The 23,836-nt window shown below is 62.1% G+C and carries 18 protein-coding genes and 2 pseudogenes; 6 read left to right on the top strand and 14 right to left on the bottom strand.

Annotation, left to right across the window (positions count from 1 at the left end; all coding sequences use genetic code 11):
- Nucleotides 1-4 precede the first annotated feature (4 nt).
- The 6 genes and pseudogenes from RS887_RS14540 to RS887_RS14515 all read right to left on the bottom strand — a co-directional run bounded on the left by RS887_RS14540 (nucleotide 5) and on the right by RS887_RS14515 (nucleotide 9,689).
- Nucleotides 5-1,782 (bottom strand): annotated as a pseudogene (locus RS887_RS14540) (acyl-CoA dehydrogenase C-terminal domain-containing protein).
- Between the two features lie 6 nt (nucleotides 1,783-1,788).
- Entirely contained in the window at nucleotides 1,789-4,308 is a 2,520-nt protein-coding gene (locus RS887_RS14535) for an efflux RND transporter permease subunit (RefSeq protein ID WP_322615897.1), read from the bottom strand.
- A 16-nt stretch (nucleotides 4,309-4,324) separates the two neighbouring features.
- Nucleotides 4,325-5,416 (bottom strand): WD40/YVTN/BNR-like repeat-containing protein, encoded by a 1,092-nt coding sequence (locus RS887_RS14530; RefSeq protein ID WP_322615896.1) that lies wholly within the window; start codon nucleotides 5,414-5,416, stop codon nucleotides 4,325-4,327.
- A gap of 178 nt (nucleotides 5,417-5,594) precedes the next feature.
- The gene (locus tag RS887_RS14525; RefSeq protein ID WP_322615895.1) at nucleotides 5,595-6,953 is read right to left on the bottom strand and encodes a DUF1329 domain-containing protein; all 1,359 of its coding nucleotides are present in this window, start codon (nucleotides 6,951-6,953) and stop codon (nucleotides 5,595-5,597) included.
- 41 nt (nucleotides 6,954-6,994) lie between these two features.
- Nucleotides 6,995-8,998 carry a DUF1302 domain-containing protein gene (locus tag RS887_RS14520; protein WP_322615894.1) on the bottom strand — a complete coding sequence of 668 codons (2,004 nt, stop codon included), beginning with the start codon at nucleotides 8,996-8,998 and terminating at the stop codon, nucleotides 6,995-6,997.
- A gap of 124 nt (nucleotides 8,999-9,122) precedes the next feature.
- Nucleotides 9,123-9,689, bottom strand: a complete 567-nt coding sequence (locus tag RS887_RS14515) for an RBBP9/YdeN family alpha/beta hydrolase (protein WP_322615893.1) — start codon at nucleotides 9,687-9,689, stop codon at nucleotides 9,123-9,125.
- Between the two features lie 356 nt (nucleotides 9,690-10,045).
- On the opposite strand from RS887_RS14515, the gene RS887_RS14510 reads away from it, so the two are divergent.
- Entirely contained in the window at nucleotides 10,046-11,080 is a 1,035-nt protein-coding gene (locus RS887_RS14510) for an AraC family transcriptional regulator (protein WP_322615892.1), read from the top strand.
- A gap of 138 nt (nucleotides 11,081-11,218) precedes the next feature.
- Here the strand turns inward: RS887_RS14510 and RS887_RS14505 are convergent.
- From RS887_RS14505 to RS887_RS14475, 7 genes and pseudogenes are all read right to left on the bottom strand, one after another.
- Nucleotides 11,219-12,228, bottom strand: a pseudogene (locus tag RS887_RS14505) (YeiH family protein).
- Complete coding sequence (locus RS887_RS14500; RefSeq protein ID WP_322615891.1) at nucleotides 12,225-12,551, bottom strand: Rieske (2Fe-2S) protein; 327 nt, start codon at nucleotides 12,549-12,551, stop codon at nucleotides 12,225-12,227. Before RS887_RS14500 ends, RS887_RS14505 begins: the two are co-directional and overlap by 4 nt.
- Entirely contained in the window at nucleotides 12,548-13,210 is a 663-nt protein-coding gene (locus RS887_RS14495; RefSeq protein ID WP_322615890.1) for a DsbA family oxidoreductase, read from the bottom strand. The genes RS887_RS14500 and RS887_RS14495 overlap by 4 nt, the downstream gene beginning before the upstream one ends.
- Nucleotides 13,207-14,538, bottom strand: a complete 1,332-nt coding sequence (locus RS887_RS14490) for an MFS transporter (protein ID WP_322615889.1) — start codon at nucleotides 14,536-14,538, stop codon at nucleotides 13,207-13,209. The genes RS887_RS14495 and RS887_RS14490 overlap by 4 nt, the downstream gene beginning before the upstream one ends.
- A 91-nt stretch (nucleotides 14,539-14,629) precedes the next feature.
- The gene (locus tag RS887_RS14485) at nucleotides 14,630-15,682 is read right to left on the bottom strand and encodes a 3-keto-5-aminohexanoate cleavage protein (protein ID WP_322615888.1); all 1,053 of its coding nucleotides are present in this window, start codon (nucleotides 15,680-15,682) and stop codon (nucleotides 14,630-14,632) included.
- 103 nt (nucleotides 15,683-15,785) lie between these two features.
- Nucleotides 15,786-16,634, bottom strand: coding sequence for a TauD/TfdA dioxygenase family protein (locus RS887_RS14480; protein ID WP_111281072.1), 849 nt, complete (start codon nucleotides 16,632-16,634; stop codon nucleotides 15,786-15,788).
- A gap of 13 nt (nucleotides 16,635-16,647) precedes the next feature.
- Complete coding sequence (locus tag RS887_RS14475) at nucleotides 16,648-17,628, bottom strand: quinone oxidoreductase (protein ID WP_322615887.1); 981 nt, start codon at nucleotides 17,626-17,628, stop codon at nucleotides 16,648-16,650.
- A 255-nt stretch (nucleotides 17,629-17,883) separates the two neighbouring features.
- Here RS887_RS14475 and RS887_RS14470 point away from each other — a divergent pair, with 255 nt between their 5' ends.
- The 4 genes from RS887_RS14470 to RS887_RS14455 all read left to right on the top strand — a co-directional run bounded on the left by RS887_RS14470 (nucleotide 17,884) and on the right by RS887_RS14455 (nucleotide 21,603).
- Nucleotides 17,884-19,806, top strand: a complete 1,923-nt coding sequence (locus RS887_RS14470; RefSeq protein WP_322615886.1) for an alkaline phosphatase D family protein — start codon at nucleotides 17,884-17,886, stop codon at nucleotides 19,804-19,806.
- A 591-nt stretch (nucleotides 19,807-20,397) separates the two neighbouring features.
- On the top strand, nucleotides 20,398-20,889 hold the full coding sequence (locus RS887_RS14465; RefSeq protein WP_322615885.1) for an adenylate kinase: 492 nt from the start codon (nucleotides 20,398-20,400) through the stop codon (nucleotides 20,887-20,889).
- Nucleotides 20,890-21,097: 208 nt separating this feature from the next.
- Nucleotides 21,098-21,352 carry a type II toxin-antitoxin system prevent-host-death family antitoxin gene (locus tag RS887_RS14460; protein WP_057716335.1) on the top strand — a complete coding sequence of 85 codons (255 nt, stop codon included), beginning with the start codon at nucleotides 21,098-21,100 and terminating at the stop codon, nucleotides 21,350-21,352.
- Entirely contained in the window at nucleotides 21,349-21,603 is a 255-nt protein-coding gene (locus RS887_RS14455) for a Txe/YoeB family addiction module toxin (protein WP_322615884.1), read from the top strand. The genes RS887_RS14460 and RS887_RS14455 overlap by 4 nt, the downstream gene beginning before the upstream one ends.
- 8 nt (nucleotides 21,604-21,611) lie before the next feature.
- Here RS887_RS14455 and RS887_RS14450 read toward each other — a convergent pair whose 3' ends face one another.
- The gene (locus RS887_RS14450; protein WP_322615883.1) at nucleotides 21,612-22,787 is read right to left on the bottom strand and encodes an aspartate aminotransferase family protein; all 1,176 of its coding nucleotides are present in this window, start codon (nucleotides 22,785-22,787) and stop codon (nucleotides 21,612-21,614) included.
- Between the two features lie 102 nt (nucleotides 22,788-22,889).
- On the opposite strand from RS887_RS14450, the gene RS887_RS14445 reads away from it, so the two are divergent.
- Nucleotides 22,890-23,795 (top strand): LysR family transcriptional regulator, encoded by a 906-nt coding sequence (locus RS887_RS14445; protein WP_322615882.1) that lies wholly within the window; start codon nucleotides 22,890-22,892, stop codon nucleotides 23,793-23,795.
- Nucleotides 23,796-23,836 lie beyond the last annotated feature (41 nt).

Here is a 23,836-nt window from a genome sequence, read left to right as displayed (position 1 = left end):
TAGATCAGAACTGGTCGGCTTGCAGCTCGTAGAGGCAGTCGCTGCCGGCCTTGGCCGATGCGCTCAACGAGTGGATACGCGGCAGCAAGCGGGCGAAGTAGAAGCGCGCGGTCGCCAGTTTGCTGGTATAGAAATCATCCTCGACGTGCGAGCTCATGACGGCCTTGGCCATGCGCGCCCACATGTAGGCATACGCGGTGTAGCCAAACACGTGCAGGTACTCGACCGAGGCCGCGCCGATTTCATTCGGGTTGTTCCGGGCACGGTCCAGCAGCCAAGCGGTCAGCTCGTCGAGGGTATCCACGGCGGCATTCAACGGTTTGGTGAACTCGCCGAGGTCGGCGCAGGCATTGGCGGTAAAGTTGCGGATCTCCGAAGCGAACAGGCGGTAGAGCGCCCCGCCGCTGCCGACGATCTTGCGCCCGACCAGGTCCAGGGACTGGATGCCGTTGGTGCCTTCGTAGATCTGGGTGATGCGCACGTCGCGCACCAGTTGCTCCTGGCCCCATTCGCGGATGTAGCCGTGGCCGCCAAAGATCTGCTGGCCGTGAATGGTCGTCTCAGGCCCATGTCGGTGAGAAAGGCCTTCGCTACCGGGGTCAACAGCGATACCAGTTCCTGAGCGCGGGTGCGGGAGGCGGCGTCTTCGCTGTACTTGGCGATGTCCAGTTGCAGGGCCACGTAGCTGGAGAACGCACGGCCGCCTTCGTTCAAGGCTTTCATGGTCAACAGCATGCGGCGCACGTCCGGGTGCACGATGATCGGGTCGGCGGCCTTGTCCTTGAATTGCGCACCGGTCGGCGCACGGCTTTGCAGACGGTCGCGGGCGTAGGCGACGGCGTTCTGGTACGAACGCTCACCCTGCGCCAATCCCTGGATGCCCACGCCCAGTCGCTCGTAGTTCATCATGGTGAACATCGCCGCCAGGCCCTTGTTCGGTGCGTCGACGATCCAGCCCGTGGCGCCATCGAAGTTCATCACGCAGGTGGCGGAGGCCTTGATGCCCATCTTGTGTTCGATGGAGCCGCAGGACAGCGCATTGTTTTCACCCAGCGAACCGTCGGCGTTGACCAGCACCTTGGGCACCAGGAACAGCGAGATGCCTTTGGGCCCCGCCGGTGCATCCGGCAGTCGCGCCAGTACCAGATGGATGATGTTCTCGGTCAGGTCGTGGTCGCCGCCGGTGATGAAGATCTTGCTGCCACTGACCTTGTAGCTGCCGTCGGCCTGCGGCTCGGCGCGGGTGCGAATCAGGCCCAGGTCGGTGCCGGCGTGGGCTTCGGTCAGGCACATCGAACCGGTCCAGGTGCCGGCGTACATGTTCGGCAGGTACGCCGCTTTCAGCTCTTCGCTGGCGTGGGCCTTGATCGACAGGCACGCGCCGGCGGTCAGCATCGGGTACAGGCCGAACGACAGGCTGGCCGAATTGACCATCTCTTCGACCTGCGCGGAAATGGCCTTGGGCATGCCCATACCACCGTACTGCGGATCACCGCCAACCCCGACCCAACCGCCCTCGGCGAAGGCTTGATACGCCTGGGCAAAACCGTCCGGGGCGGTGACCGAGCCATTGCTCCAGGTGCAGCCCTGTTCGTCGCTGGCGCGGTTCAAGGGCGCGATCACTTCGCCGCTGATCTTGCCGGCCTCTTCGAGGATGGCGGCGGCGGTTTCTTCATCGATCACATCGGCCAGGCCGGGCAACTTGGCCCAGAGCCGGGATACCTGGAAAACCTCGTTGAGTACGAAGCGCATGTCGCGCAGGGGAGCTTTGTAATCAGACATCTTGGCTTACTCGGAAGTGGTCAGGGCATGGGGCATGCCGTGACGTTCAATGGATTCAGGGTTTTCGGCTGCCGCCACAGAACCGGGCAGCGGTGCCCGTTCGCGCAGCAAAAACCAGGACAGGGCCGGAATCAGGATCAGCGCGCCGAGCATGTTCCACAGGAACATGAAGGTCAGCAGGATGCCCATGTCGGCCTGGAACTTGATCGGCGACCAGACCCAGCACACCACGCCGGCCGCGAGGGTGATGCCCACCAGCCCGACCACCCGGCCGGTGAAGGACACGGCGTTGCGGTAGGCCTGGGACAGCGGCAAGCCCTGGCGCTGGAAGTGCAGTTGCACGCTGAGCAGGTACAAGGCGTAGTCCACGCCGATGCCCACCCCGAGGGCGATCACCGGCAGGGTCGCGACTTTCACGCCGATGCCCATGGCCACCATCAAGGCTTCGCAGAGGATCGAGGTCAGCACCAGCGGCAACAGCGCCACCAGCGTGGCGCGCCAGCTGCGGAAGGTGATCAGGCAGAACAGCGTCACCGCCGCATACACGTACAGCAGCATGGTGCGGTTGGCTTCGCGCACCACGATGTTGGTCGCCGCCTCGATCCCGGCAGTGCCGGCGGCGAGCAGAAACTGGCGATCTTCAGTGCTGTTTTCCCTGGCGAACTTGTCGGCAATCGCCACCACCGCGTCCAGGGTTTCAGCCTTGTGATCCTTGAGGAAGGTGATCACCGGCATCAACGAGCAGTCGGTGTTGAACAGTTCCGGCGAGTTGACCGAGGCTTGTTGCGCCGCGTAGTTCAGCACGTCCTGGTTGCGCTGGATGCTGTTTAGCTTGGGGTTGCCTTCGTAGGTGCCGGCGGTGATCTGCCGCACCGCGTTGACCAGCGAAGCCGTCGCCTGCACGCCCGGGTACTGTTGCAGCTCCCACGCCAGGCGGTCGGCGAGCACCAGGGTCTTGTAGTTCAGGCAGCCTTCCGGCGCCGTCTTGATCATCACCGCGAACAAGTCGCTGGACAGCGCGTAATGCTGGGTGATGTAGGCGTTGTCGCGGTTGTAACGCGAGTCGGCGCGCAGCTCCGGCGCACCGCTTTCCAGGTCGCCGATCTTCAGATTCAGGCTGACCATGTAACCGCCGACACCCATCAACACCGCGACCAGAACCGCGCCCGTGGCCCACTTGGCGGTGGTGAAGCGGTCGAGCAGATCCCAGAGTTTGCCGAAGCCCTTGTGGTGCTCGGCGCGAGTGTCGATTTTCAGCGCACGCTCGGCGGCCTTGGCACCGACGCCGACATAGGACAGCGCCACCGGCATCAGCAACAGCGAGGTGAAGATCAGCACCGCGACGCCGATGCTGGCGGTGATCGCCAGGTCCTGGATCACCGGAATATCGATCAGCATCAGCACCGCAAAGCCCACGGCATCGGCCAGCAATGCGGTGACGCCGGCAATGAACAGACGGCGGAAGGTGTAACGCGCGGCGATCAGCTTGTGGGTGCCACGGGCGATGTCCTGCATGATGCCGTTCATCTTCTGCGCGGCGTGGGATACGCCGATGGCGAAGATCAGGAACGGCACCAGCACCGAGTACGGATCGATGGCGTAACCGAGCCAGGCGACGATGCCCAGTTGCCAGACCACCGCGATCAGCGAGCAGCCGACCACCAGCAGGGTGCTGCGCACGCAACGGGTATAGGCGTAGATGATGACCAGCGAAGTGACGACCGCCAGACCGAAGAACATCATCACCTGAATCAGGCCGTCGATCAGGTCACCCATCAATTTGGCGAAACCGATCACCCGCACCTTGTACTGACCGCTGCCTTCTACCCCGGATTTACGCGCAGCGCTGTCGCCGGCGTATTCGATCTTGTCGCGCAACTGCTCTTCGAGCATCTGCGAGAACGCGTGGTAATTGATGCGCTGTCCACCGGCGGCGGCTTTGTCCAGCAGCGGCACGATCAGCATGGTCGACTTGAAGTCGCTGGCCACCAGGCTGCCGACAATGCCGGCGCGGGAGATGTTCTGGCGCAGCTGTTCGATCTGTTCAGGCTGGCCTGAATAGGTGTCGGGCATCACCGGGCCACCCTGGAAACCGTCCTCGGTGACTTCGGTCCAGCGCACGGCCGGGCTCCACAGCGACTTCATCCACGCACGGTCGACGCCTTCGGTGAGGAACAGTTGGTCGTTGACCTGTTTGAGTACGTCGAGGTATTCGGGGTCGAAAATATCGCCCTTCGTGTTCTCGACCACCACCCGCACCGAGTTGCCCAAGCCGCGCAGCGAAGCGCGGTTTTCCAGGAAGTTCTGGATGTACGGCTGGCTCTGCGGAATCATTTTTTCGAAGCTTGGGCGCAACTCCAGGCGAGTCACGGCCATGAAGCCCAGCACCACGGTGACCAGCGCCATCAGCAGCATGAAAAGCGGGCGGAAGTTGAACACCAGTCGCTCGAGGAGGTTGCCGGAGCGCTGGTCGAAATCACGCACATCGCGGATCACCGGCATGGCGTCTTGTTTGATATTGCCCATGTCTGGGTTCTCGCTCTTAGGGTTCGAGGGCTGGGTCGGCGGACAGCGTCCGGGCACCACGGCTGCCGGCCAGCACCAGGGCGCCATCGGCGGACTGGGTGGCGCCGGCGACCGGCGTCGGTGCCGGTTGCTGCACCAGATGCAACTGCGCGCCCGTCCCCTGGCTGACCAGCATCTGCCCGCCCTGGGTGAACAAGCGATAATTGCCACGGGCATCGATCAGGCCCGCGGTGATGCTGACGTGCAGGCCTGTGTCCAGTGCGGTCCAGCTCTGGCCGCCGTCGGCGCTGCGCAGCACGTTGCCGCGCAGGCCGTAGACCAGCACCTCGCCGGGCTTGCCGAGCACGCCGAAGAAGCTGCCTTGATAAGGCGTCGGCACGGTGGCGAAGCGTTGGCTGTTGTCATCCCATTTGAGCAACAGGCCCTGCTCGCCGGCGATATACAAACCGTCACCGGTGGAGGCGATGGCGTTGAGGTGAAAGCCCTGCGGGTTGTCGGTGCGATCCTGGAACGGGGTCCAGGTCTGGCCACCGTCCTCGGTGCGCAAAATCAGGTTGAACACACCGACCACATAACCCAGTTTTTCGTTGGCGAACCAGACGTCGAGCAACGGTTTGTCCGCGCCCTGTTCGGCTAGCTTATGGCCCTCGGTGACCAGCAGCGGCCATTGCTCATTACCCGGTTCGGCGCTGGCCAGCGCCGTGTAATGCTTGACCAGCAAGGCGCCGATCTGGCGACCGTCGAGCTGCTTTTGCCAGGTCGCACCGGCGTCGCTGCTGTGCAGCACCACGCCGTCATTACCCACCGCCCAGCCCTGGGTGGTGGTCGGAAAATTCACTGCGGTGAGGTCTGCACTGACCGGCACCGCCGCTTGTTGCCAGTGCTTACCGGCATCATCGGAAAACAGAATGTGGCCACGCTGGCCGACGGCAATCACGCGCTCACCGGCGCGGGCCATGCCGGACAACGGGCTGTTGATCGCCAAGGCACTGACCCTGGCGGGCAGGTCCAGCACGTCGACGTACTCGGCCGCGTGGGTGACGCCCTGCGACAGGCAGAGCACAACGCCGAACGCCAGCCGCAACCTATTATTTTTATACGAACACATACTGCGTCCTCTTCGGAAAACCACGCCGGGACACACATCCGTGTACCTGACGAGCCGGTCATGCCGTTGTAGGAGCGAGCTTGCTCGCGATGGTCGTTAACGATTACGCGTGCTTTCTGGATGCCCGCGTCGCCCTCTGGTCCATCGCGAGCAGGCTCGCTCCTACAACACGGTTGGCTTAGCGAATGCCGCTGCCGGCCAGGGATTCCGACGACCACTGCGCCTTGGAGAGCGGGTCTATGTACTTGATGCCGCCATACGGGCCGACTACGCCGTTGATGTTGTACGAGCCACCCACCAGGTCGTAGATCATGAAGGGCGTCGAATCCGGCACCTGCTTGTCGTAGCTCTGGCTCAGGAAGGCGAAGGAGCCGCGATAGAGCTGACCACGGGCGTCATATTGATCCGAGGCCAGAGCGGTCCAGCTGTCTTCGTCGAGGTAGAAGCGGCGCTTGGCGTAGATGTGACGGGCACCGGCCTTGAGGTTGCCTTCGACGACCCACACGCGGTGTTTTTCCCAACGCACGAAGTCCGGTGCCAGGTGGTTGGCGGTGGTCAGCGACTTCGGATCCTGGACGTAGGTCAGCTTGTAGGTGTTGTAGGGCACGATCATTTCCTGCTTGCCCACCAGCTTCCAGTCGTAGCGGTCCAGCGCACCGTTGAACACGAACACGTCATCGTAGGTACCCGCGCCGGCGGTGCCAGGGTTAGGCGTGTCGTACGCCAGGTTCGGCGCCAGTTTCACCCGACGCTGGCCCGGCAGGTATTGCCAGGCGCGACGTGGCTGCTGCAACGGGTTGGCAGCGTCCTTGAGCATCACCGCTTCGCCGGCCCGACGCGCAGGGCCGGTGTACGACAGCTTCATCTGGTAGTACACGTCGGCGCTGCTGATCGGCTGCGCGAGGTTTTCGTAGATCGGGTAGGAAATGAACGCCTGCCCGGTGGTGGCCAGGCTCGGCACACCGGCGGAGTCGACGTTCCACGAGTCGTACTTGGAGTTGATGCTCACACCCTGGTAACGCAGCAGGAAGTTCCACATCGCTTCGTTGCCCGATTGTGGAATCGGGAACGGCACGCCCGGCAGGACGTTGTCGATGGCCAGGCCACCTTCCAGGGACTTGGCGCCGCTGGCGTTCTTCACGCCGTTATCCAGAATGGCCTGGGGCAGCGAAACGGTGCGGTGGGTCGGGTAAACGTCGACATGGAAAGTCGGGAAGCGCTTGGCCAGTTCAACGGTGGTGGCCGTGAGCAGGCTCTTGTACTGATCGACGTTCTTGCCGTCGATCACCACCAGCGGTTTTTCGCTGGCAAACGGATCCGGGCGCATGCTGTCGCCGGATTTAAAACTGGCCGGCGGTGTGGTCAGGCCACCGTTGTAGGCAGGGATGGAACCATCGGCGTTGCCGGCTTTTTCAGCGCCTACCAGGGTCAGGCTGGTGCCCAGTCTGGCAGCTTCCTGGGTTGAAACAGCGGCCTGTGCCTGGGCGGCAAGGACCATGGCCAGCGAAACGGCCAACACGGTTTGTGCGAATTTCATCTTGTTATTCTCCTGCTTGCGTTGAGCAAATCAGTGGTGCATCAAAAGGTTGTTTTCATCGTCAGGTACACGGCGCCACGGTCCTCGGTCGTGGCACCACCGCCCGAGAAGGACGAGTAGCCACCGGCGAAACAGGCGTAGTTTTCGTTGCCGCTGAAGGCGTTCGGCGTGGAGCCGTCACCGCCGGTCGGGCCGGTGCTCACTCCGCTGACGTCACACTTTTTGGTCTGGCCGAAGGAGTCCACGTACTTCAGGTCGACAAAGTATTTGTTGTACACAACGGCACCGACGCCCACGGCATAGTTGCCGGTGTCCTTGGCGCCACCACCGGAGACCGGCGACACGCCGGCGATACCGACGTTGACCGACATCGGTGCGTTGAGATCGACACCGGGAAACACCTGGTACCAGGTCGGTGTGAAGTTGACCGCGATGCCCCAGTTGTCCCGGGTCGGCGCGTCGATGCCGCGATAGCTGTCCTTGCCTTTGTAGAGCGCCTCGTTCTTGCTATCGAGCTTGAGCAGGTTGCTGTAGTACAGCTCGGCAAGCACGGTTGCCTGATCGAACACCGGGGTTTTCGGCAGGGTCATCAGGCCGTTGAGCGTCCAGTGCAAGGTGTCGCCAGTGGCGCTCATGCTGTCGCCGCGGTGCGGGGTGTCGTAGATCACACCCGTGGCATCCGTACGCGCCGGCAACAGGCCCAGGCCTTTGCCCAGGCCCAGCGGGCTGGTGCTGCTGACAATCGCCGGAATACTGGCCAGCGGCATGTTGTGACGGATGTTCAGGTCCGAACCGACACTGATCCCGCCCACGTCCTTGGACAGGCTCAGGCCAAAGATCTTGATGTTGTCGGCATAGGCCAGTTGATAGGTGGCGGTGTCCAGCGAGTTGAGGGTGTTGACCACCGCCGGCACTTGCCCTGCCGGCCGGGTGCCGTTGGGGTTGGCCGAGGTAATGCCCCTGGCATCCAGCCAGGCTTGCGGCAGGATTTCCGAAGTCTCGCGGTAATAGACACCGAGGGTGCCATCCAGCCAGGCCGGCGACCACTTGGCCATGATGCCCCAGTCGCCGCTGCTGCCCGGTGTCAGGTCATGCCCGCGACGCACGTTGGTCAACGCGTTGCACGGCGCCAGGCCGCAACCCAGCGGGCTGCCAGGCACCTTGGCGTTGGTGTTGCCGAGCAGGAACGACTGCGCACCATAGCCGATCAGATCGGAACCACCGTAGTAAGTACCGGCTTCCGGCAGACGCGCGGCGTCCCAATCGAGGAAGTACTGGGCACCCACGGTCAATTCCGGATTGACGGTGAACGTCATCGACAACTGGTTGCGCGGGACGAACAGCTCCTTGGCTTCGGTGCCCGGCGACGCGGCAAGCTTGGCCAGGTCGAGGCCGGACTGGCCGTAGCTGACCGAGTGCACCGGGTTGAGAATGGTCTCGCCCCAGAACACGTTGTGCTGGCCGGCCTTGGCGCTGAACATCGACTCCTCGCCCACTTCGGTGCTGTAGAACACGAAGGCATCGAGGATTTCGCCCGAAGGACCGCTGTAGTAGCGCTGGGCATAGTTGCTCAAGTGCGGGCTGCCATTGCCGACGTTGTCATGGGTGACCGCTGCCAGGCGCGGGTCGTTGGCGATCAGGCCTGACGTCGATCCATTGCCGTTGACGAACGGGTTGGAGTTGGAGCCGGTGTTGTCATAGGCCTTGTCGTACCAGCTGGCGGCGCTGACGCGAAAGCCCATGGAATTCTTGTAGACCACATCCATTTCGGTCAACAGGTCGATACGGTTGGTGATGTTGGTACCGGCCTTGCGGAAGTTGTAGTCGCCGTCGTTGTTGTTCGGCGTTCCCAACATGCGTTTGTCGGCGCTTTCGGTACGCACGCCGTAGTTGTACTTGACAGTGTTATCCAGGCGCGCAGTCCAGTCCGCGTTGCCCAGATCGATCTCGACCCCGTGGGCAGCAGGCGCAATGACGGCCAGAATGGCCGAAGCCAGCAAGGTGTAGCGTGCAGCGGTGAAGCCGTGACTCTTATTGTTGTGCATTGCGTTGTCTCCGCCTTTTTGTATTTGTTTTAAGCGCAGCCGCCCTCGCGCAATCCTCTATGGGTTTGCGTTTAAGGAATGAGGGCAAATGCCGGTTGGCGTACTGCCAGTCCAGCTCCTTGTACTAGCGGTCCAGCTCCAGAATGAGTGCCTCGGCTTGCTGCCAATGGCCAAATCCTGCGGCCGGATTGAGATGGCCGACATCGCCCAGATTGAGCAATTCGGCGCCCCAGCCTTCTGCCATGCGGGTGACCGCAGCAAGGCTGGCGAGGTGATCGTTGGTGCTGCCGGCCACGATGCTGCGAAATGGCAGCGGGCCCTGGGGCAGAGGATTCCAGCCCTGGCTACGCAGGGTTTCGGAAGAGGGATAGTTTGCCGGCCAGACCGCATCGAGGTCCGGTGGCGCGGCCAGCAAGGCGCCCTTGACCGGATGGCTGTAATGCGCCGCCCAGTGCGCGACCATCAGCACGCCGGCGCTGTGGGCCACCAGAATCACGGGGCCGTCGATCTGTTCGAGTTCGTGTTGAATCGCCCGGACACGGGCCATGCAGTCGAGCTTGTCGGTCTCCAGCGGCGGGACACTGCGCACCTTGCTCAATCTGGCTTGCAACAACGTTTGCCAATGTTCGGCCACGTGCTCGCGCAGACCCGGAACGATCAGAACGGTGGCGGCAGTTTGCAGTTTGTCCACGGTCAACACCTTCGCTTTCTCGATAACTCGACTGGCTGTTTTCGCCAGGGGCTTTTTGTAGGGTCGACATTAAAGAGCGACCACCCGAAGCGCTTTACATTGGACGTCAGGCACTTTTCTTTTGATGACAGATTGTCGGACAGCAGGACAGCGCGACCGCTGGTCGAAAAGTGCCGCAGGTTGGCGCAGGGTCACTGTAATCAACGGGTGAGGGACGATTGCATCAGCCAACGCAGAGAGTGCGTGACCGGCCAGCATGAGAATCATCGACGACATGACAACTGTTCAACTGTTGATACGCTGGATATAGTCGCCACGCTCACGCCAATCGCCATCGGCCCAGGGAAGACCTTCGCATGCCCAAGCTTGTCCGCGCCGCCGTCTTGACCAACTACCTGGAGGTCACCCAGTACCTGGGTTTCAACCCGCGAGATGTCATGGCAGGCGTCGGCCTGAGCAGAGCCCAATTGCAAGCGCCTGAAACCCGCATCCCCATCGATGCCGCGGTGCGCCTGCTGGAAGATTCCGCCACCGCCAGCGGTTGCCAGACCTTCGGCCTGAGCATGGCCGAGTCGCGCCAGCTCTCGGACTTCGGCGTGGTCAGCCTGCTGCTCAGCCACCAGCGCACCCTGCGCGACGCCTTGCAGGTTGTGGTCAATTACCGGCACCTGATGAACGATTCGCTGGCCATCTTCATTGAAGAGGCCGGCAAGATGGTGATCATTCGCGAAGAGGTGGTCACCGAAACGCCAATGGCCAGCCGTCAGGCCACGGAGCTGGCCATCGGCGTGATGTTCCGTCTGTGCTCGGCCCTGCTCGGCTCACACTGGCACCCCTACAGCGTCAACTTCATGCACCAGCCACCGGAGACCCTGCACCTGCATCGTCGGCTGTTCGGCTGCAACCTGGAGTTCGGCAGCGAGTTCAACGGCATCGTCTGCCCCGACATCAGCCTCGACATGACCAACCCCAACGCCGACCCGGCCATGGCCCGTTACGCCCAGAGTTACCTCGATTCGCTGCAGAACCACGAAGGGGCCTCGATGCTGTTCGAGGTGCGCAAGGCCATCTACCTGCTGCTGCCCATGGGGCGCGCCACCATCGAACAGGTCGCCCAGAGCCAGGGCATGAACGTGCGCACCCTGCAACGCCGCCTCAAGGACGACGGCTGCGCCTTCAACGACGTGATCAACGACGTGCGCCGCGACCTGGTGCTGCGCTACCTGGACAACCCGAACTACGCGCTCAGCCGCATCGCCGACATGCTCGGCTACTCGATGGCGAGCTCGTTTACCCGCTGGTTCATCAGCCAGTTCGGCATGCCGCCGGCGACGTGGCGGGCACAAAGGCAATCGAGCACAAAACCTGTCGCAGGCCCGAAAGAGCCCTGAGTCGACCGGGCAAAAAAAACGGCGACTGCTGGTACAGTCGCCGCGAAAAACCGGTGTTTGTGACACCGGTCGAGAGCCCCACGGCATGAGGAGTCAACGCCGTGCAGCCCTGCCATAACACCATGGGTGGTGACGCGTTCAGAGCCCCCAGCGCAGCAACAACAGCACCAGCACAACCAGGAACACCGTCTCCCCCACCATCAGCAGAATCGGCTTGATCCCGACCGCCGCCAGCTCCTTGAGCCGGGTCTTCATGCCCAGGGCGCTGATGGAAATCACCAGGCACCAGCGCGACAGTTCGTTGACCGATCCTTGCACCGCAGGCGTCACCCATCCGGTGCTGTTGATGCAGGCCAGGATCAGAAAACCGACGGCGAACCACGGCAACAGCGGTGGGCGCTTGCCGGTCGGGTCGTCGCCTTGCATGCGGGTGATCATCGCGGCGGTGACGATCACCGGCAGCAGCATGGCAACGCGCATCAGCTTGACCACCGTGGCCGTGTCGCCGGTCTCGGTCGACATGCTGTAGCCGGCGCCGACCACCTGGGCCACGTCGTGGATCGTGGCGCCGAGGAATACCCCGCCACCTGCGGCGACAATTCCAGCCAGTTGGCGATCATCGGGTAGACGATCATCGCCAGCGTGGACAGCGCCGAGACGCCGATCACCGTGAACAATGTGGCGCGTTCTTTCTGCGGATGGTTCGGCAGCGCCGCCGCCAGGGCCAGTGCCGCCGAGGCGCCGCAGATGGCCGTCGCGCCACCGGTCAGCATGCCGAACAGGCGCTGGAAACCCAGGGCCTTGGCCGCGACCACCGAGACACTGATGGTCACCACCACCAGAATCACCACCAGCGCTATCGGCTTCCAGCCCAGCGCCGCCATTTGCTCCAGGGTGATGCGCATGCCCAGCAGCGCCACGCCAATGCGCAGCACCGTGCGGGCGGTGAACTCGATACCGGCCTTGCACGGGCCGTCATCGGCGAGAAAATTCAGGGCCATGCCCAGCAGCAAGGCGAACAGCATGACCGGCGCACCGTAGTGCTCGGACAGGAACGACGCGGCGGCCGCCACGATCAGACTGACGATAAACCCCGGTGCCAGTTCGCGCGTGCGACTGTGGATTCGGGTGAGAGCAATGGCGCTCATGGCGCGGTCTCCTCGGAAACGATGACGATGAACGCCTGGTCGTCGATGATCTCGACCGGGTAGCTCGTGACTTTTACGGCTTTGGAATTAAGCAGGTAGCCGCTGTGCAAATCGAAGCGCAGGCCATGGGCACAACACTGGATCACTCGGCCCTCAAGGCGGCCGCCACACAGCGACGCGCCCTGGTGCGGGCAACTGTCGTCGATGGCAAACAACTGCCCGCCGACGTTGAACAACGCCAGGCTTTTGTCTTCGAATTCGAACAGCGCCCGGCCACCGGCCTGCGGGTGTTTGCCGGCAGGTACGGGAATGCGCCGGGTCATGCCGGTTGCCGCTCGCGATCACTTTCCTTGAGGGCTTCGTTCATCGCCGCGAGCAGCGCCTCAGCAGGTTGCGCACCGATCACTGTCACGCGGCGGTCGAACTGGAAGCTCGGCACGCCACTGGTCGCGTCGGGGGACCCTTCAAATGGCGTGGCGTCGCCCTTCAGGCAATCGAGCACCCCGTCCGTATCGACGCCACAGGAGCGGGCAATGGCGAGCAAGGTCTCACGGCAACCGAGGTTTTCGCGTCTCAGGAAATACGCGGCGAACAGGCGTTCGAGCAACATTTCACGCTGAGCCGCATTGCCCAGTTCACTGGCACGCTCGAACAGACGATGAGCGTCTGCGGTGTTGGGCATGGTCTCGATGCGGCTGAGGTCGATGGTCAGTCCGACTGCCCTGGCAGCCTGCTGTACCTGGCTCTGGCGCATGGTCACGGCGTCAGCGTTGCCCAGACGCTTGCGATAGAAATCGGCGAAGGGCTCACCTTGTACCGGCAACTGAGGCAACAACTGCACGCCATGCCACACCGTGGTGATCTGCACATCCGGGTGGCGACTGCGAAACTGGACCTGCGCATGCTCCAGTTGGCGTTTGCCGATCAGGCACCAGGGGCAGATAAAATCGAAAAACACATCAATACGTAAACGACGACTCACAACTTCACCTCTAGCCCGGCTTCACTGACGGGGTCAGACACGCGCTGACCCTGAAGGCGGGCAATATCTCTGTGGTAATGACACTTGGCATAAAAGAACACCGCTGCCGCCGCGAGGCTGACCAGTGGCACCAGTTGAAACGCGGCATGCAGACCGATCAGGTCCGACACCCGACCGGTGATGAACGGCCCCGGTGCCAGCCCCAGCATGTTGTTGGCCAGGGTCAGCGTGGCGAACGCCGTACCGTGCACCGAGTAATGGGTCAGGTTGGCAACCATCGCGCCGCACGGGCCGGTGGTGCCGGTGGCAATCAGCATGCCCAGGCAGATCAGCAGCAGTTGTACCGGCCCCGCCTGCAAGGCAAACGCCGCCGACAACAGCAGGCAACTGCCCAGGCAAAATCCGATGGCCAGGCTGACCTTGCGCTCCGGCGAGTGGCGACACAGGCGATCGCTGAGCATGCCGCACAGAATCATTCCCGTACCGCTGCACAACACGATGATCGCCGCCATGCCGCCAGCCTTGTCGGTGGGCATGTCGTAGTAGCGGTTGAGGTAGCTGGGAATCCACACCATCACCGTACCGCCAACGAACAACTGCAAGCCGCTGGCGACGTAGGTCGCCACCACCGAACGGCTGGACCATAGCGTGCGCAACGGCCGCTTGACCGCTGTCGTGGCCTTGTTCGCCACTTGAGCGGCACGCTGCGGAGCGATGCGTGCCTCCTTGACGATGAGCGGATAGAGCAGCGCCAGCACCAGGCCAAACAGCGACATGCCGGCGAACGACCAGCGCCAGCCCAGCTTGGCCGCGATGGCGCCGCCCAAGGCCATGCCCAGCACCGAGCCGAACATCCCGCCGGCCATGAAGGCACTGGCCAGGGTGGCGCGCATGTGTTTGGGGAACACCGAAATCACCACGGCGATGCCGACGCTGCCATAGGCCGCTTCGCCGACCCCGACCATGAATCGTGCAATAAACATCTGCTGATAGTCTTGGGCCAGCGCGCAGCCCAGAGTCGCCAGACTCCAGAGCATTGCCATCAACGCCAGGCTCTTGACCCGGCCGAAGCGGTCGGCCATCAACGACAGGGGGAATGTCAGCAGGCCCACCATCAATGCGACGATGCCGCTGAGCAGTCCGAGCTGACCGTCGCTCAGCGCCCACTCGCTCTTGAGCAGCGGGAACACTGCGTTCAGTACCTGACGCGACATGTAATCGGAAATCAACAGGCCGAACGTCAGTGCAAAGACGATCCAGGCATATTGGCGCGCAACGCCGACACTACCAGTGTCGTCATCGCCAGCGGCGATTGGGTGAAAGGCCATGCAGCCTCCTCAAAGCTTTTATTTATTTTTGTTATCAAGCGTGTTGCAGCTCGGTGCGCGGGAGGTCACGGCCTCTCGCGCACCTGCTCGGTCAGCCGCGTTGCGGCACGCCTTTCTGCCCAGCCTTGCGGTTGGGGGCCATGCCGTTGGCCAACAGCGTTTGCTCGATGGTTTCGTACTGCACGCCAATGCGGTAGATCTCGCGAGCTTCTTTGCCGGTAGCGATTTCGCGCCCCAGTTCGTGGGCAATGCGTACGGTTTGCTGGATCTGCGCCACCGAGCCGAAGCGATCGCCCTTGTGATCAATGATAGTGTCTTCGTTGCCCACACGCGGGTGCATGCCCATGGCCATCGACATGGTGTTGAACGGCATCACGTTCTTGAGCAGCGACTCGGAGGTCAGGGTGCAACCGTCCGGCGCGCGGTGGATGAAGTTGAAGAAGTTGAACGGGTTCGGGCCGTCGAAACCGCCACCGATACCGATCCAGGTCAGGTTCAGCGGGCCCTTGTAGATGCCCCTGCGCACCAGGCGCTCGAGGGTTTCCAGGGCATGCATGCCGGTCAACTGGAAGTGCGGCTGGATGCCGTTGTCCATCAGGCGCTTGAGGTGCTCGGCGACCCAGGCGGGACCTGCTGGCACGGTCATTTCGCTGTAGGCAGCCTGGACCAGCGGGTTGGCCAGGGAAGTGCCTTCCAGGTATTCCGGATACAGCAGCTCCATGATGTTCATCTGGGTGGTATTGATCGCCACCGTGACCTGATCCGGTTTCGGCGTCAGCTCGGCCAGCATGTGGCGGGTATCGTCGGACAGCCACTTGGCGGCTTCACCATCGCTTTCCGGGGCGAAGGAAATCGAGCCACCGACCTGGATGATCATGTCCGGCACCGCTTCACGCACACCGGCGATCAACTCATTGAACTTCGACAGACGCTTGGAACCCTTGCCGTCCAGTTCACGTACATGCAAGTGCAGTACGGTGGCGCCGGCTTCATAGCAATCGACCGCTTTCTGGACTTGCTCGTCCATGGTCAGCGGGATGTCTTCCGGGAAGTCTTCAGGCATCCATTCCGGGCCGTACGGGGCCACGGTGATGACTACCTTTTCCATGTTTTCCGGGTGCAGGGAATCGTCGAAGAATTGCATGGTCTACTCCAGTTCTTATGATTGTCCCGTCCACCCGGGGTCGTGCCGGGCAGACGTGTTTACGAGTGCGAATGCTACGAGTGCGAATGCAGATGGCGTTCGATCAGAACGTCTTGTCGCCGATGATCCCGGCACGCTCCATCTTGCGATGGCACGGCGGGTAATCCATGACGGCGTAGTGCTGGGTACTGCGGTTGTCCCAGATGGCGATGCTGTTGGGCTTCCAGCGCCAGCGCACCTGATACTCGGGGATGTACGCCTGGCTGATCAGGTAGCGCAGCAATTCGCTGGCGCCGGGGTTGGCGTCCTGGCCGAAGCGCACCCGCTCAGGGGTGTGGTAGTTGCTGAGGTGGGTGGTGAAGGCGTTGACGAACAGCACCTTCTCGCCGGTTTCCGGGTGGGTGCGCACCACCGGGTGTTCGGCGTCCGGGTACATCGCCTTGAGCGCCAGGCGCTTTTCGATCGGCATCGCCGCACCGAAACTCGCTTCGATGCTGTGGCGGGCACGCAGGTCGGCGATCTTCACCTTCACGTCTTCCGGCAAACGCGCGTAAGCCTCGACCATGTTGGCCCACATGGTGTCACCGCCGACCGGCGGGCATTCCACGCAGCGCAACACGCAACCCATTGGCGGCGCCTCGCGCCAGGTGGCGTCGGTGTGCCAGGCGTTTTCATAGCGGTCCATCGGCTGGTCCGGATTCTTGTAGATCCGCACCAGCCCCGGATGATCCGGATCGCTCCCGGCCACCGGATGATCCTCCAGCTCGCCGAAGCGTCGGGCGAAGGCCACGTGTTCGGCGCGAGTGATGTCCTGATCACGCAGGAACACCACGCGGTGCTTGAGCAACTGGGCACGAATCTCGGCAAACAGACCGTCGTCATGGACGGCGTCGGCCAGATTGACGCCGATCAGTTCGGCGCCGATGGTGCAGGTCAACTGTTCGACTTTCATGGCTGGCCGCTCCTTAAATGACGAAAATCGACGAGCCCGTGGTCTTGCGTGATTCAAGGTCGCGATGGGCCTGCACGGCGTCCTGCAAGGCGTAGTGCTGGTTGATCTCGATCTTGATCCGGCCGCTGCCGACGTGGTCGAACAGTTCACCGGCCAGCGCGGCTTTTTCGGCCGGGTCGGCGATGTAGTTGGCCAGGGCCGGACGGGTCAGGTACAGCGAACCTTTCATCGCCAGCATCACCGGGTCGAACGCCGGGATCGGTCCGGATGCGGTACCCACGCAGACCATCAGGCCACGGGGTTTCAACGAATCCAGCGAACCCATGAAGGTGTTCTTGCCAACGCTGTCGAACACCACGTTGACGCCCACACCGTCGGTCAATTCGCGAACGCGAGCGGCGACGTCTTCATGGCTGTAATTGATCGTATGGTCGCAACCGTGAGCCTGGGCGATTTCGGCCTTTTGCTCGGTCGACACCGTGCCAATCACGTTCAAGCCCAGCAGTTTGGCCCACTGCGAAACGATCAGGCCGACACCGCCGGCAGCGGCATGCAGCAGGATGCTGTCGCCAGCCTTGAAGTCGTAGATGCGGCGCATCAGGTACGAAGACGTCAAACCGCGCATGGTCATCGCGGCAGCCGTCTCGAAGCTGATGGTTTCCGGCAGCTTGATCAGTGGCGCGGCCGGGATCAGGCGCTCGGTGCTGTAGGCGCCGAGGGTGTTGAGAAAACCGGTGTAGGTGACGCGGTCGCCGACCTCGACGTTGGTGACCCCTTCACCAACGGCCTGGACGACGCCAGAGGCCTCGACGCCCATGCCGTTGGGCAGAGGAATCGCATAGGTACCGTTACGGAAATAGGTGTCGGCATAGTTCAGGCCGACTGCCACATGACGAAGCCGAACCTGGCCGGGACCGGGTTCGCCGACTTCGACGTCCTCATAACGTAGAACTTCGGGACCACCGGTTTCGTAAAAGCGTACGGCTTTGGCCATTTTTCTTATTCTCCAATCTGCAATATGGGCGTGTTGCATCGAATTGCGCTGATTGGACTGTAGGTCGCGGCCTGTTGAGACGCTTCTCATCAGACGACAATGGCTTTTCATTTGGTGACAGGCGGGGCAGCTCCCTCCTTGCTATCCGGGGCCTTGTCATTTTTTGTTTCCGGTGGCGGCCGGTGCTGAAGGGTTGTCCGGTCCTCACCTGCGCTATCATCGCCCGCCTCGATGCCCCAAGAGCCTTGCCCCCGGATGTCCGAAACACTGCCACTGCCCGACGATCACCAAGCCCTGCCGCCGGTCCTGGCCGGCCCGCTGTTGCGGCGTCTTGAGCCCACGCGGCTGGTACTGTGGCTGGTGGGTTCCCGGGCGCTGGCGCTGACCTTGCGCTTGCAGGGCGTCGGCGATATCCGTCTCGATGCCGGGCAATGCACGGTGATTGCGGTGGGGGTTCATGCCTATGTGCACTTGATCGATATACACCTGGATTGCGCCCTGCCCTGCGATAAGTCGATCGACTATGACCTGCTGATCGATGGCGCGGAAAAAGGTATCGCCGACTGGGCGCCACACCTGCTGTATGGCGATGCCCGTTGCCCGAACTTCGTGCTGCGCGCACGGGTCGATCAGTTGCTGCACGGCTCTTGCCGCAAACCTCATCACCCGGCGGCGGACGGCATGCTGTGCGTCGACCGGTTGCTGGCGCAGCAACACGCCGCCAAGGACCGCCCGGCACTGCTGATGATGACGGGCGATCAGGTCTACGCCGACGATGTCGCGGGGCCGATGTTGCGGGCGATTCACGCCTTGATCGAGCGTCTGGGCCTGTACGGGGAACACCTCGAGGGCGCCGTGGTCAGCGACAGCGCCAGGCTCTACGAGCATCCGGCCAGTTACTACCACCGTGCGGATCTGCTGCCGGCACTGCAAGGCAATGAAACCCTGCGCGAACGTTTTTTCGGTGGCGCACGCAAGCCCATTTTCACCAGCAGCAATGCCGACAACCACCTGGTGACGTTTGCCGAAGTCATGGCCATGTATTTGCTGGTCTGGTCACCAACGCCCTGGACCCAGATCACGCCCCAGCCGCCGACGCTGACGCCGGAACGACTCAAGCGCTACGCCCTTGAACAGACGCGCATCGATGCCTTCAAGGCAGGCCTGGGCAACGTCGCGCGGGCACTGGCGCACCTGCCGACGCTGATGATATTCGACGACCACGACATCACCGACGACTGGAACCTTTCCGCACAATGGGAGGAAACGGCCTACGGCCATCCGTTCTCCCGACGCATCATCGGCAATGCGCTGCTGGCGTACATGTTGTGCCAGGGCTGGGGCAACAATCCGGATGCGTTCGGTGCCCTGCTGGAAAAGGCTGGTGCCTTGAGCGCCGGCGCACACGACCGTCACCTCGACAGCAGGGTCCAGGATGATCTGATCGATGATCTGCTGAAGTTTCAGCACTGGCATTACGTACTGCCGACCACACCGGCCATGGTGGTGATCGACACCCGCACCCGGCGCTGGCGCAGCGAGATGAACCTCAAGCAGCCTTCCGGCCTGCTCGACTGGGAAGCCCTCAGCGAACTGCAACAGGAACTGCTGGACCACCCAAGCGCAATCATCGTTTCGCCGGCACCGATCTTCGGCGTCAAACTGATCGAAACCGTGCAGCGGGTATTCAGCTGGTGCGGTTATCCACTGCTGGTGGACGCGGAAAACTGGATGGCCCATCGCGGCGCGGCCCAGGTGATCCTGAACATTTTCCGCCACTCGCGCACGCCGGGTAACTACGTAGTGCTGTCGGGCGATGTGCACTATTCCTTCGTCTACGAAGTGCTGATCCGCCACCGCAAGGCCGGGCCGCGCATCTGGCAGATCACCAGCAGCGGCATCAAGAATGAATTCCCGGCCACCCTGCTCGAGTGGTTCGACCGCCTCAACCGCTGGCTGTACTCACCCCGCTCACCGCTGAACTGGCTGACCAAACGTCGACGCATGCGCATCGTCCCGCACGTCCCGGAACACGCCGAAGCCGGTGAGCGGCTATGGAACTCGGCGGGGATCGGCCAGGTGTTCTTCAATGACCTGGGGCAGCCGCAGACGATCTACCAACACAACTCGAACGGCTCACCGAAAACCCGGATGATTGCGCCGCAAGGCGACGATTGAGGTAGAGAGGACTGTGGGAGCGGGCTTGCTCGCGAAGGCGGTGTGACAATCGACATCTTCTTCTCTGACCCACCGCAATCGCGAGCAAGCTCGCTCCCACAGAAGAGCAGAGCAAAGGCGGATCGGCATACACCCACGCTTCTCACCACTCAACAGGCCGAGCGTTAGCTCGCCTGCCGCTCTTGATCCACCCGCCCCCTCGGCAGGCTGAGCGGAGGTGTTCATCCGGGGATGGGCGCGCAGCGCCGTTCGACGCAGTCGAACCCATTGCATGTAGGTCGAGCGAAGCCGACCGGAGGGCAATGCCCCCGGATGAATACCGGAGCGAAGGAACCCCGAGCCTCAGCGAGGGGCCGTACGTAAGGGGCGAGACCTTTGGTTCCTTTGGGGCGTTTGCCAAAGGGACTCGCCGTAAAGGCGAAACCACCAGCCGCCGTTACCGCAGCAACGGATATGTACACAGTCAACAAACGACAGACTGGCTGTCAGGCCGCCTTCGCGAGCAGGCTCGCTCCCACAATTGAATCAGGTGCAGCGCTAAAATCAGGGCAGCTTGCAGACAGCTGCTCCCACATTTGAACGGTGTCGCCCATGGACCTCACCCGAACCCTGATCATCGGCAACTCCGGCTCCGGCAAGAGCTGGCTGGCACAGCGGCTGGCCAAGCAATTACATGCACCCTGGACCGATCTCGACCAAATTCACTGGCTGTCCGACGAACACAGCATCGCCCGCCCCCGAAACGAAGCACTGGGAATGGCACGCCGCGCGGCAAGTGAAAAACACTGGGTGATCGAAGGAGTATACGGCTGGATCGTCGGCGAACTCCTGCCACGGGCGACTGCTCTGATCTGGCTGAGCGTCGGGGACGAAGAATGCGTGGCCAACATTCGACAACGCGAGGCCGGGCGCGATGAACAGGACCTGTTGCTGATCGCCTTGCTGGAGTGGGCGGGCAGTTATCGCCAGCGGCAGGGTTCCAGTGGGTTTGCGGCTCATCAGCGACTGTTCGAGGGGTTTTGCGGTGCGAAAATCCGGCTGGAAGATCGGGAGGAAATCACCGCACTGGTTCGTCACTCGTAAGTATTCGGAGCTGTGGTCGGACACAAACCTGATGGATGGCATGTAGCTCAGAATGGGATTACACCTGTCTCGGAAACGTCCTGAGGAACATTCGGCGATACTTGATACAAATGTGGATGCACTTTCTACGTAACAACCATTCGTAGGTATCGCCTTGCTAACATGTACTCATTTCTGTACGTTCTCTGCATCAAGCGAGGACAAACACATGGAAACCATCAACTACACCAACGCTCGGGCACACCTGGCGCAAACCATGGACCGGGTGAATGAAGATCGCGCCCCGCTACTGGTAACTCGTCAGAAAGGCGAGCCGGTAGTGATGATGTCATTGGCCGAATACAACGCTCTCGAAGAGACCGCCTATCTGCTCCGTTCCCCAGCCAACGCTGAACGCTTGATCAAATCAATCGGCAACCTGCGAGCCGGCAAAACCAAAGCCAGGCAACTGATTGAAGAATGAATATCGAGTTCACCCCTGAAGCCTGGGAAGATTACCTCTGGTTCCAGCAGAACGATAAGGCAGGGCTCAAACGTATCAACCTGTTGATCAAAGCTATCCAACGTGAACCTTTCGACGGCCTTGGAAAACCCGAACCGCTCAAGCATAACTTGAGCGGGTTCTGGTCACGCCGGATTACGGCTGAGCATCGTTTGGTCTACGCCATTGAAGACGGCGAAATACACGTCGTGATGTGCAGATACCATTACTGAGCAGAGCCTCAGCCCGCTTTCACTACCCGACTCACCCCCCTGACAATCATCTCCACCTCCCGCTCATCAACGGTCAGCGGCGGCAGCAGGCGAATGGTTTTGCCCCGCGTGACATTGATCAGCAAACCATGATCCCGGGCGGCGATCAGGCTCAGGTCGCGGATCGGTTGTTTTAGCTCGATGCCAATCATTAGCCCCTGACCACGGATCGCCATGACATTCGGGTTGCCCGCCAACTCGGTGCGCAATCTGTCGAGCAGACGCTCGCCCTGACGCCGGGCGTTTTCCAGCAGCCCTTGTTCTTCAACGATCTCCAGCACGGTGCAACCGACCCGGCAGGCCAACGGATTGCCACCGAAGGTGCTGCCATGGCTGCCCGGCGTAAAGAGTTCGGCCGCCTTGCCACGGGCCAGGCAAGCGCCGATGGGCACGCCGTTGCCCAGGCCTTTGGCCAGGGTCATGACGTCCGGGACGATGCCTTCGTGCTGGAACGCGAACCACTGGCCGGTGCGGCCGATACCGGTCTGGATTTCATCGAGCATCAACAGCCATGAGCGCCGGTTGCACAGTTCGCGCACGGCGCGGAGATATCCCTCTGGCGCCAGTTGCACACCGCTTTCGCCCTGGATCGGCTCCATCAGGATCGCCACGATCCGCGAACCGTGGGCCTGTTGCACCCTGTCCAGCGCGTCGAGGTCGCCGAACGGCACTTTGACGAAGTCTCCCGGCAGCTTGTTGAAACCCAGGCGTACCGCCGGACCATCGCTGGCAGACAGCGTGCCAAGGGTGCGGCCATGGAATGCGTTCTCCATGACCACCACCAGCGGCTGCTCGACGCCTTTGTGCCAGCCATGCAGCCGGGCGATTTTCAGTGCGGTTTCGTTGGCTTCGGCCCCGGAGTTGTTGAAAAACGCCCGGTCCATGCCCGCCAGGCGGGTCAGTTTCTGCGCCAGCCTTTGTTGCCAGTCGATGCTGTAGAGGTTCGAGGTGTGCAGCAGCAACCCGGCCTGTTCAACGATCGCGGCAACGATTTTCGGATGGGAGTGGCCGACGTTGGTCACCGCCACACCGGCGACCGCATCCAGGTATTCGCGACCGGCCTGATCCCACAGGCGAGTGCCCAGGCCCTTGTTGAAACTCAAGGCCAGGGGTTGGTAAGTGCTCATCAGGCAGGCGGCGGTCATGACATCAAGCTCCAGCAAGGGTCGGTGTTTTTGCAGTATGGTTAGCCACCCAAGCTGGATAAACACCGCAAAACTTCAATCATTTAAAAGCAGAGCTTGATAATGGATTTATTCCAGGCAATGAACGTTTACGTCAAAGTGGTGGAGACCGGCAGCATGACCGCCGCCGCTTTGCAGTGCGAAATGTCCACGACCATGGTCGGCAACCACCTCAAGGCCCTGGAGCAACGGCTGGGTGTGCGCCTGCTCAACCGCACAACGCGGCGCCAGCGGCTGACCGAGTTCGGCGCCGCGTATTACCAGCGCTGCCTGGAAGTGTTGGGATTGGTGGCCGATTCCGAGCGCCTGGCCGAACAGGCGCTCGACGAACCGAGCGGCACCTTGCGCATCACCGCGCCCTTGACCTTCGGCACCGAGCGCCTGGCACCGGCACTGAGTGAATTCAGCCGGCAAAACCCGCGGGTGAAACTTGATGTGGTACTGACCAACCGACGCCCGGACCTGCTGGAAAACGGTCTGGATGTGGCGTTTCGCCTCGGCGCGCTGGAGCCCTCCAACCTGATCGCCCGCCCGCTGATCGACTACACCCTGACCATGTGCGCGTCACCGCAATACCTGGCCCGTCGGGGCACACCGCAAACACCTGAAGACCTGCGACACCACGACTGCCTGTCCTTTGCCTATCCGGCCGGGGATGACTGGCAATCGGTGCAAAAGGAATGGCGCCTGGCCGGTCCCGATGGCGAAGTCAGCGTGGGGGTCAGCGGGCCGATGCTGATCAACAGTTCGGCCGGTTTGCATCAGGCGGCGCGGACCGGCATGGGCATCGTGATGATGCCCGACGCCCTGGTCGAGCAGGACCTCAAGGACGGAAAGCTGTTGGCCTTGATGCCCGATTACTGCCCGCCCAGTCGGCCGATGCACCTGGTCTATGCCCAGGATCGCCACCGTTTGCCGAAGTTGCGCCGTTTCGTCGAATTCGCCATGCAGATGTGGGGCAAGCACTGATCCGCTGACCGTCGATTCAGTGGCAGGGTTGTCCATCCCCC

Origin of the sequence: Pseudomonas sp. BIC9C, assembly GCF_034541995.1 — a bacterium.
Classification (GTDB): Bacteria; Pseudomonadota; Gammaproteobacteria; order Pseudomonadales; family Pseudomonadaceae; genus Aquipseudomonas; species Aquipseudomonas fluorescens_CC.
Note: the sequence above shows the minus strand (reverse complement) of the source record. Positions and strands in the feature narration are given on the sequence as shown.

Coding starts and splice junctions, on each gene's coding strand:
- RS887_RS14535 (WP_322615897.1), bottom strand. CDS start 4,308: ATGGGCAATATCAAACAAGACGCCATGCCGGTGATCCGCGATGTGCGT.
- RS887_RS14530 (WP_322615896.1), bottom strand. CDS start 5,416: ATGTGTTCGTATAAAAATAATAGGTTGCGGCTGGCGTTCGGCGTTGTG.
- RS887_RS14525 (WP_322615895.1), bottom strand. CDS start 6,953: ATGAAATTCGCACAAACCGTGTTGGCCGTTTCGCTGGCCATGGTCCTT.
- RS887_RS14520 (WP_322615894.1), bottom strand. CDS start 8,998: ATGCACAACAATAAGAGTCACGGCTTCACCGCTGCACGCTACACCTTG.
- RS887_RS14510 (WP_322615892.1), top strand. CDS start 10,046: ATGCCCAAGCTTGTCCGCGCCGCCGTCTTGACCAACTACCTGGAGGTC.
- RS887_RS14500 (WP_322615891.1), bottom strand. CDS start 12,551: ATGACCCGGCGCATTCCCGTACCTGCCGGCAAACACCCGCAGGCCGGT.
- RS887_RS14490 (WP_322615889.1), bottom strand. CDS start 14,538: ATGGCCTTTCACCCAATCGCCGCTGGCGATGACGACACTGGTAGTGTC.
- RS887_RS14485 (WP_322615888.1), bottom strand. CDS start 15,682: ATGCAATTCTTCGACGATTCCCTGCACCCGGAAAACATGGAAAAGGTA.
- RS887_RS14480 (WP_111281072.1), bottom strand. CDS start 16,634: ATGAAAGTCGAACAGTTGACCTGCACCATCGGCGCCGAACTGATCGGC.
- RS887_RS14475 (WP_322615887.1), bottom strand. CDS start 17,628: ATGGCCAAAGCCGTACGCTTTTACGAAACCGGTGGTCCCGAAGTTCTA.
- RS887_RS14470 (WP_322615886.1), top strand. CDS start 17,884: ATGTCCGAAACACTGCCACTGCCCGACGATCACCAAGCCCTGCCGCCG.
- RS887_RS14465 (WP_322615885.1), top strand. CDS start 20,398: ATGGACCTCACCCGAACCCTGATCATCGGCAACTCCGGCTCCGGCAAG.
- RS887_RS14460 (WP_057716335.1), top strand. CDS start 21,098: ATGGAAACCATCAACTACACCAACGCTCGGGCACACCTGGCGCAAACC.
- RS887_RS14455 (WP_322615884.1), top strand. CDS start 21,349: ATGAATATCGAGTTCACCCCTGAAGCCTGGGAAGATTACCTCTGGTTC.
- RS887_RS14450 (WP_322615883.1), bottom strand. CDS start 22,787: ATGACCGCCGCCTGCCTGATGAGCACTTACCAACCCCTGGCCTTGAGT.
- RS887_RS14445 (WP_322615882.1), top strand. CDS start 22,890: ATGGATTTATTCCAGGCAATGAACGTTTACGTCAAAGTGGTGGAGACC.